Source organism: Streptomyces sp. NPDC007346, assembly GCF_040703535.1.
GTDB lineage: Bacteria > Actinomycetota > Actinomycetes > Streptomycetales > Streptomycetaceae > Streptomyces.
Window position 1 is genome coordinate 1 of the sequence record NZ_JBEYKR010000220.1, and the last position, 7,979, is coordinate 7,979.

Consider the following 7,979-nt stretch of genomic DNA (forward strand, 5'->3'; position numbering starts at 1 on the left):
GGTTCCGGAGAAATCCGGAACCGGCCTTCTGGAACAACTCTCACGAGTCGGGACGACAGGATTTGAACCTGCGACCCCTTGACCCCCAGTCAAGTGCGCTACCAAGCTGCGCCACGTCCCGTTGCTCGTCTGACCTGGGGTTTCCCCTGGCCGAACGCGCATGAGAACAATACCGCACTTGAGCAGGTGGTCACGAACTCTTTCCCTACTTGACCTCAACCTTGGTTGATGTCGGACGCTCGGTGTCATGACGAACACGACCGCATCCCCGGAACGCAGCCTCCACGGCTCTCCCGACTTCCACGACCTCCACCGCCTGATCACCCTGATGACCGGCGCCGAGAAGCACGCCCCCGCCGCGCACTCCACGACGGACGCGCTGTGGGTGCTCTACAACAAGGTGCTGCGCGTGACGCCCGCCACCGCAGACGACCCCGGGCGGGACCGCTTCCTGCTCTCCAAGGGGCACGGGCCCATGGCGTACTACGCCGTTCTGGCGGCCCACGGGTTCTTCGACGAGGAGGTGCTGCGCGGCTTCGGAACGTACGGTTCACCGCTCGGCCACCACCCCGACCGGCTGCTCGTCCCCGGCGCGGAGATCGGCAGCGGCTCGCTGGGGCACGGTCTGCCGCTGGCCGTCGGGACCGTCCTCGGGCTGCGGGCCCAGGGGCTCACCGACCCCCGGGTGTGGGTGCTGGTCGGCGACGCCGAGCTGGACGAGGGCAGCAACCACGAGGCCATCGCCCACGCCGGCCCGGCCGGCCTCGAGCAGCTCCACACCCTGGTGATCGACAACGCTTCCGCCACCCACGGCTGGCCCGGCGGCATCGCCTCCCGGTTCGAGGCCGCCGGCTGGTCGGCGGCGACGGTGGACGGCCGCGACCACGAAGCCCTGTACGCGGCCTTCACCGCACCCCACCCCGGCCGGCCCCGGGCCGTGGTCGCCCGGGTCGAGCCCAAGGGCTGACCCCGCCACCGCAGAACCGCAGCTCGGACCGGACCGCAGCGGACCGGCCGATTCCTCAGGAGGACCTTTCATGGACACCATGCGTGACCGTTTCATCGCCACCGCCTCACAGCTCCTGACCGAGGAGCCCCGGCTGGCCGTCGTGCTCGCCGACATCAGCGCCGACGGCTTCGCACCGGCCCGGCGGGCCCATCCGGCCCGGGTGATCAACGTCGGGATCAGGGAGCAGCTGCTGATCGGTGCCGGAGCGGGGATGGCACTGACAGGGATGCGGCCGATCATGCACACCTTCGCGAGCTTCCTGGTGGAGCGGCCGTTCGAGCAGGTCAAGCTGGATCTCGGGCACCAGGGGGTGGGCGGGATCCTGGTCAGCGCCGGTGGCTCGTACGACTGGCCCGCCGGGGGCTTCACCCATATGGCACCGGGCGATGTGGCGCTCCTGGACACCCTGGACGGCTGGACGGTCCACGTGCCCGGCCACCCCGGCGAGGCCGAGGCGCTGCTGCGAGGAGCGGTGGAGGGCGACGACCGCGTGTACGTACGCCTCTCGCTCCAGGCGAACCGGGAGGCGCGGCCGGTGGGCGGTGACGGCGGGTTCTCCGTGGTGCGCGAGGGGCGGGGCGGGACGGTGGTCGCGGTCGGCCCGATGCTGGACAACGTCCTCGCGGCCACCGAGGGGCTGGATGTGAGCGTGCTGTACGCGACGACCGTGCGGCCGTTCGACGCGGCGGGGCTGCGCCGCGCCGTCGGTGCGGGTCCGGGCGCCGACGTGGTCATCGTGGAGCCCTATCTGGCGGGCACTTCGACGGCCGCCGCGAACGAGGCGCTCGTGGAGCTGCCGCACCGGGTCCTCGGCCTCGGGGTGGGCCGCGCCGAGCTGCGCCGGTACGGGGGGATGGAGGAGCATGTGGCGGCGCACGGGCTCGATCCGCAGGGCCTGCGGGAGCGGATCACCGGGTTCCTGCGGGCCTGAGGCGGGGCGCTGGTGGCGCTCGGGCGCCGGGAGTCGCCGTGCTCACCGGGCCGCCCGGACTCTCCGCGGTGGCCGGCCGGTCGGCGGCGGTCGCGGGTGGTGCGGATCGACGGGGAGGTGGTGGCGCGGGGCAGCGCGGGCGCGTCCCGCGGGAAGGCAGCTGCCTTCCACGCGTCAGGGGTGGCGGCAGCCCTCCCGGTGGTCGATCTGGAGGACGAGTTCCCGGGCGAGGGACTTGATGGTGTCGAGACCGGCGCGGCCCCAGGGGCGTGGCACGGTGTCGACGGCGCAGACGGTCCCCAGCGCGATGCCCGTGCGGTCGATGAGCGGTGCGCCCAGGTAGGAGCGGACGCCTATGTCGTCGACCACCGGATTGCCGGCGAACCGCGGGTAGTCGCAGACGTCGTCCAGGACGAGCGCCTTGCGCCGCACGACGACGTGCGGGCAGTAGCCGTGGTCCCGGGCCATGTAGCGGGCGCTGCGGTTGCCGCCCGCCGCGGCCGCCCCGATGTCCTGGCCGCCGCGGTTGCCCGCCGGGGTGTGCAGTCCCGCGAAGAACTGCCGGTTCTCGTCGATGAAGTTGACCATCGAGAAGGGCGACGCGGTCACTTCGGCGACCTTGTCGGCGAAGGCGTCGAAGCTGTCGAACGAGGCGTCGGCCCGTTCGCCGAGATCCAGCCTCCGCAGCCGCTCCGCACGGGCCGGGCCGTCCCGGTCGGCGGGGGTCAGCAGCATCCGGCCGGTGGCGAAGGACGTCACTGGTGGGCTCCGAAGGCCTGGAGCGGGGCGGGCGCGGAGGTGGCGTTGATGAGGTGCTGTACGAGGGTGACCAGCGCCCCCGTACCGGAGCTGGCGATCCGGGCGTCGCACAGGACGACGGGCACCTCGGGCCCGAGGTCGAGCGCGGCGCGCACCTCGTCGGGCTCGTAGCGGAAGGCACCGTCGAACTCGTTGACCGCGACGATGAACCCGATACCGCGCCGCTCGAAGAAGTCCACGGCGGCGAAGCACTCCGCCAGCCGCCGGGTGTCGGCGAGCACCACGGCGCCGAGCGCGCCCTGGGAGAGCTCGTCCCACATGAACCAGAACCGCTCCTGGCCCGGTGTCCCGAACAGGTACAGGACGTGCTGCTCGGAGAGGGTGATGCGGCCGAAGTCCATGGCGACGGTGGTGGCCGTCTTGGACTCGACGCCGTCCAGGTTGTCGGTCCCCACGCTGACCTGGGTCAGCAGCTCCTCGGTGCTCAGGGGAGCGATCTCGCTGACCGCACCGACGAAGGTCGTCTTGCCGACGCCGAATCCGCCCGCGACCAGGACCTTGAGGGCCACGGGGAAGAACTCGGTGGTTCCGGTGCGGTCAGAGCTGTCGTCGTAAACCATCGAGCACTGCCTCCAGCAGGGATCGGTCGGTGGGCATGTCATGAAACGCGGGGGCGTGCGCGGTGACCGCGCCGCAGTCGACCAGGTCGGAGAGGAGGACCTTGGTGACGACCGCGGGCAGCTTGAGGTGTGCGGCGATCTCGGCGACGGACATGGGCCCGTCGCACAGTCCGAGGGCCACGGTGTGCTCGGGGCCGAGGTGGATGTCGGGTTCGATGCCCGTGGCCATGACCAGGGAGAGCAGATCGAATCCGGTGGACGGCCGGGTGCGGCCGTTGCTGACGGTGTACGGGCGGATCAGCCGGCCGGCCGCGTCGTCGAGCAGGGGCCCGTCCTGCGGGGCCGGCATCCTCACAGCCCCGGGGTGAACGGCGCCCCGGCCGGCTGCCGCAACGGGGTCATCAGATAGGGGCGGACGCTCTTGACCAGCATCGCCATCTCGTAGCCGAGCACCGCGGCGTCCGCCTCACGTCCGGCCAGGACGGCGAGACAGGTGCCGGACCCGGCGGTGGAGACGAACAGGAGGGTGGAGTCGAGTTCGACGACCACCTGCCGGACGTCGCCGTTGTCCCCGAAGCGGGCGCCGGCGCTGCGGCCCAGGGAGTACAGGCCGGCGGCCAGGGCGGCCATGTGGTCGGCGCTGTCGTGGTCCATGCCGTGGACGGATTTCACCAGCCCGTCGGCCGAGAGCAGCACCGCGCTGCGCGTGTAGGGCACGCGTTGGACCAGTCCGCTCAGCAGCCAGTCCAGGTCCGAGACCTGACCGGACGGCATGTCGCTCACCATCGTGTCTACTCCTTGAAGGTCGTGTCTTTACGGGGTTCCGGCACGGTGTGTCCCGGCAGGAAGGGGTCGCGCCCGGTCTGCGGGTGGCTGACGGGCGTGGGCGCTCCGGGAGCCCGGTCGGCTCCGCGTACGGGGAGGGGGGCGAGGGTCTCCAGGGGGGCGTCGAGCGCGGTCGGCGCGCCGGTGGCACCGCCGTATCCGGTGGCGGCGCCCTCCTCCTGCGCGGCCTGGGCCTCGGCGAGGTCGACGCCGCGCCGGAAGGCGGCCATGAGGCCCGGGTCGTGCAGGGCGTGCTCGTCCTCGGACCGGGGGGCGGGGGCTTGCCGCAGTTGCGGGACGAGGTGTTCCTGGTTGGCCCGCTTGGGCAGTTCGGGGCGGGCGGCGGGCGGCGTCGGCCGGTCGGCCCGTTCGGGGACGAAGGCGGCCGGCGCCGGCCGGTCGGCGACGGATGCGGGTGGTGCGAGCCGATCGGGGGCAGAGGCGGGTGGTGCGGGCCGGTCGGCCCGCTCGGCGCGCAGCGGGAGGGGCGGCGCCTCGCCGCGCGGCTGCGGCGGGCGGCTCTCCGGTGCGGCCTGTGCGTGCGAACCCGGCGCCTGGGCGTCGCGCGGGTGACCGGCGGGGGCGTCGGCGGGGGCCACGGGGACGGCCGGCGGCCGGACCGCCTGGACGTGCGGGGGCGGGGCCGAGGGCCCGTTGTCGGCGGGCGGCCGGTGTACGGCTCCGGGCGGCGGTACGGGGGCGGTGCCGGGGGCGGTCGCGGTGTCGGGGTCGGCCCCGAGGAGGGTCTGCGGCAGGACGAGGACCGCTTGCGTACCGCCGTAGATGTTGCTCTGCAGGCGGACCGCGATGCCGTGGCGACGGGCCAGGGCGGAGACGACGAACAGGCCGATCCGGCCGTCCTGGAGCAGATGGGCGACGTTGACCTGGTCGGGGTCGGAGAGCAGGGCGTTCATCCGGTTCTGCTCGTGGTCCGGCATCCCGAGGCCACGGTCCTCCACCTCCAGCGCGAGTCCGGCGGTGACGCGCTGGACGCGCAGCAGGACCTGGGTGTGCGGGGCGGAGAACACCGTGGCGTTCTCGACCAGTTCGGCCAGCAGGTGGATCACGTCGGCGACGGCGTGGCCGCGCAGGGTGCCGTCCATCGGCGGGACGAGCTTGACCCGGGGGTACTGCTCGACCTCCGCGATGGCCGAGCGCAGCACCTCGGTCATGGTGACCGGGTTGCTCCACTGGCGCCGGGAGACGGCGCCGCCGAGGACGGCGAGGTTCTCGGCGTGGCGGCGGATGCGGGTGGCCAGGTGGTCGACGTGGAAGAGGCCCTTGAGCAGGTCGGGGTCCTCGACCTCGTGCTCCAGCTCGTCGAGGATCTGGATCTCGCGGTGGACGAGGGACTGCAGCCGCCGGGCCAGGTTGACGAAGACCTCGACCTTCTGTTCGTTGCCCGTGGAGCTGAAGAGCTGCGACGCCTGGACGACGGCGGTGACCGCGGCGTCCTGGGCCCGCCCCATCTCCTGCGCGAGCAGGTCGAAGGCGTCGCCGTCGGGGGCGGGCGGCGGCGCGGGGCGCCGGGGGCCGACGGGCTCGTTGGCGCGGAGCCGCTCCACCACCCCCTGGAGTTCGGCCTGGCCCTGGGCGCTGGCGCGGCGGAGCGCCAGCGCCCGGTCGAGCACGGCCCCGGCGACGCGGTTGGCGCCGAGGTAGGCGGCGGCGACGGCGGCGACGGCCAGAGCGGCCGATCCGCCGAGCGCGGCCCAGAGGCTCGGGGACGGGTCCACGGCACCGTCGCGGACGGTGAAGATGACGGCTGCCGCGCCGCTGAGCAGGGCGGCGATGGTCGGGAGCAGCGCGGTACGCAGCAACTGGGGGCGTATGCGGCCCTCGGGGGTGGGCTGGGCGGCGCGCGGCCTGCTCGGGGCCGAGTGGGCGCGTGCGCCGGGGCGGCCGTGCCGCCCGCCCTCACGGCGGTCCGGTCGCGCGGCGGGTGCGCGAAGTTGAGACATCAGCGTCCTCGGTACAGGGGGCACCAGGAATCGGCGTTCCTGTCGGTGTTCATGCGGTGGCACCTACGGTGGTCGGTCGGGCTGGGGGCGTCGGCCGGGCGGACCCGACATCCAGGAGCCCCCCGTTGATCACCGAGCACACACGGTAGTCGCGTCCGACCTGTGCGCGACGGGCAGTTGTCGAACTTGCCCGCCATCCGTCCCGCTCTGGTATGAGCTCTCGCACGGGCGCCCGATTACGCCGCACCCGACACCGGAGCGACCGCCTCCGGATTTCCGGACGGGGGCCACCTGGACGACGGGTACATCGGGGCGGCTACCATATGAGCGCCGCCTAGCTCGAAAGATAAACACGTGACTGTCAATGACGACTCGTTCACCAACTGGATGCACCGCGAGGAGATCGCGGAGTCGATGATCCCGATCATCGGGAAGCTGCACCGTGAGCAGGACGTGAACGTCCTGCTGCACAGCCGCTCCCTGGTGAACAAGTCGGTGGTCAGCATCCTCAAGACCCACCGCTTCGCCCGGCAGATAGCCGGTGAGGAGCTGTCCGTCACCGAGACGATGCCGTTCCTGCGGGCTCTGACGACGCTCGATCTCGGTCCCTCCCAGATCGACATAGGCATGCTGGCCGCGACGTTCCGCGCCGACGACCGCGGCCTGACGGTGGAGGAGTTCACCGCCGAGGCCGTCGCCGGGGCCACCGGCGCCAACAAGATCGACCGCCGCGGTGCGCGCGATGTCGTCCTCTACGGCTTCGGCCGCATCGGCCGCCTCATCGCCCGCCTCCTGATCGAGAAGGCCGGCTCCGGCAACGGACTGCGGCTGCGCGCCATCGTCGTACGCAAGGGCTCCGGCCAGGACATCGTCAAGCGCGCCTCACTGCTGCGGCGCGACTCCATCCACGGCCAGTTCTCGGGCACGATCACCGTCGACGAGGCGAACAGCAAGATCATCGCCAACGGCAACGAGATCAAGGTCATCTACTCGGACGACCCGACGTCGGTGGACTACACCGAGTACGGGGTCAAGGACGCCATCCTGATCGACAACACCGGCAGGTGGCGCGATCGCGAGGGGCTCTCCAAGCACCTGCGCCCCGGCATCGCCAAGGTGGTCCTGACCGCGCCGGGCAAGGGCGACGTCCCCAACATCGTGCACGGGGTCAACCACGACACGATCAAGGACGACGAGCAGATCCTGTCCTGCGCGTCCTGCACCACCAACGCGATCGTCCCGCCGCTCAAGGCGATGGCGGACGAGTACGGCGTCCTGCGCGGCCACGTGGAGACCGTCCACTCGTACACCAACGACCAGAACCTGCTGGACAATTACCACAGCTCGGACCGGCGCGGCCGCTCGGCGGCGCTCAACATGGTCATCACCGAGACGGGTGCGGCGTCGGCCGTGGCCAAGGCGCTGCCCGACCTGGACGCGCCGATCACCGGCAGCTCCATCCGCGTCCCGGTGCCGGACGTCTCGATCGCGATCCTGAGCCTGCGCCTGGGCCGGGAGACCAACCGCGAGGAGGTCCTCGACTACCTGCGCAACGTGTCGCTGGCCTCCCCGCTCAAGCGCCAGATCGACTTCATCAGCGCCCCCGACGCGGTCTCCAGCGACTTCATCGGCTCACGCCACGCCTCGATCGTCGACGCGGGCGCCACCAAGGTCGACGGCGACAACGCCATCCTCTACCTCTGGTACGACAACGAGTTCGGCTACTCCTGCCAGGTCATCCGGGTCGTCCAGCACGTCTCCGGCGTGGAGTACCCCACGTACCCGGCCCCGGACCCGGCGGGCTGACCCCCGGAAGCCACGCCTTCCCAACCGAAGTAGATGAACAGCAGGTCGTCGCCCAGGATCAGGAACAG

The 7,979-nt window shown here is 72.0% G+C and carries 8 protein-coding genes and 1 tRNA gene; 3 read left to right on the forward strand and 6 right to left on the reverse strand.

Annotated features, from left to right (window positions below; all coding sequences use genetic code 11):
* Nucleotides 1-47: 47 nt before the first annotated feature.
* Nucleotides 48-121: transfer RNA gene (locus tag AB0917_RS32440), tRNA-Pro, on the reverse strand.
* A 126-nt stretch (nucleotides 122-247) separates the two neighbouring features.
* Here AB0917_RS32440 and AB0917_RS32445 point away from each other — a divergent pair.
* Both AB0917_RS32445 and AB0917_RS32450 read left to right on the forward strand, forming a co-directional pair.
* Complete coding sequence (locus AB0917_RS32445; RefSeq protein WP_366823292.1) at nucleotides 248-967, forward strand: transketolase; 720 nt, start codon at nucleotides 248-250, stop codon at nucleotides 965-967.
* 70 nt (nucleotides 968-1,037) lie between these two features.
* Nucleotides 1,038-1,940, forward strand: a complete 903-nt coding sequence (locus AB0917_RS32450; protein ID WP_366823293.1) for a transketolase — start codon at nucleotides 1,038-1,040, stop codon at nucleotides 1,938-1,940.
* Between the two features lie 174 nt (nucleotides 1,941-2,114).
* Here AB0917_RS32450 and AB0917_RS32455 read toward each other — a convergent pair whose 3' ends face one another.
* From AB0917_RS32455 to AB0917_RS32475, 5 genes are read right to left on the reverse strand one after another with little or no spacing between them, the layout of a single operon-like run.
* On the reverse strand, nucleotides 2,115-2,699 hold the full coding sequence (locus AB0917_RS32455; protein ID WP_366823294.1) for a GAF domain-containing protein: 585 nt from the start codon (nucleotides 2,697-2,699) through the stop codon (nucleotides 2,115-2,117).
* Nucleotides 2,696-3,319 (reverse strand): ATP/GTP-binding protein, encoded by a 624-nt coding sequence (locus tag AB0917_RS32460; RefSeq protein WP_366823295.1) that lies wholly within the window; start codon nucleotides 3,317-3,319, stop codon nucleotides 2,696-2,698. Before AB0917_RS32460 ends, AB0917_RS32455 begins: the two co-directional genes overlap by 4 nt.
* On the reverse strand, nucleotides 3,297-3,668 hold the full coding sequence (locus tag AB0917_RS32465; protein WP_366823296.1) for a DUF742 domain-containing protein: 372 nt from the start codon (nucleotides 3,666-3,668) through the stop codon (nucleotides 3,297-3,299). Before AB0917_RS32465 ends, AB0917_RS32460 begins: the two co-directional genes overlap by 23 nt.
* A gap of 2 nt (nucleotides 3,669-3,670) precedes the next feature.
* Nucleotides 3,671-4,105, reverse strand: a complete 435-nt coding sequence (locus AB0917_RS32470; protein WP_366823297.1) for a roadblock/LC7 domain-containing protein — start codon at nucleotides 4,103-4,105, stop codon at nucleotides 3,671-3,673.
* A gap of 5 nt (nucleotides 4,106-4,110) precedes the next feature.
* Nucleotides 4,111-6,105 (reverse strand): ATP-binding protein, encoded by a 1,995-nt coding sequence (locus AB0917_RS32475; RefSeq protein ID WP_366823298.1) that lies wholly within the window; start codon nucleotides 6,103-6,105, stop codon nucleotides 4,111-4,113.
* A gap of 354 nt (nucleotides 6,106-6,459) precedes the next feature.
* On the opposite strand from AB0917_RS32475, the gene AB0917_RS32480 reads away from it, so the two are divergent.
* Nucleotides 6,460-7,911, forward strand: a complete 1,452-nt coding sequence (locus AB0917_RS32480; RefSeq protein ID WP_366823299.1) for a glyceraldehyde-3-phosphate dehydrogenase — start codon at nucleotides 6,460-6,462, stop codon at nucleotides 7,909-7,911.
* Nucleotides 7,912-7,979 lie beyond the last annotated feature (68 nt).

Bases quoted from the DNA above. Each gene is read 5' to 3' on its own strand.
- AB0917_RS32445 (WP_366823292.1), top strand. From the start codon at position 248: ATGACGAACACGACCGCATCCCCGGAACGCAGCCTCCACGGCTCTCCC.
- AB0917_RS32460 (WP_366823295.1), bottom strand. From the start codon at position 3,319: ATGGTTTACGACGACAGCTCTGACCGCACCGGAACCACCGAGTTCTTC.
- AB0917_RS32475 (WP_366823298.1), bottom strand. From the start codon at position 6,105: ATGTCTCAACTTCGCGCACCCGCCGCGCGACCGGACCGCCGTGAGGGC.
- AB0917_RS32465 (WP_366823296.1), bottom strand. From the start codon at position 3,668: ATGCCGGCCCCGCAGGACGGGCCCCTGCTCGACGACGCGGCCGGCCGG.
- AB0917_RS32470 (WP_366823297.1), bottom strand. From the start codon at position 4,105: ATGGTGAGCGACATGCCGTCCGGTCAGGTCTCGGACCTGGACTGGCTG.
- AB0917_RS32450 (WP_366823293.1), top strand. From the start codon at position 1,038: ATGGACACCATGCGTGACCGTTTCATCGCCACCGCCTCACAGCTCCTG.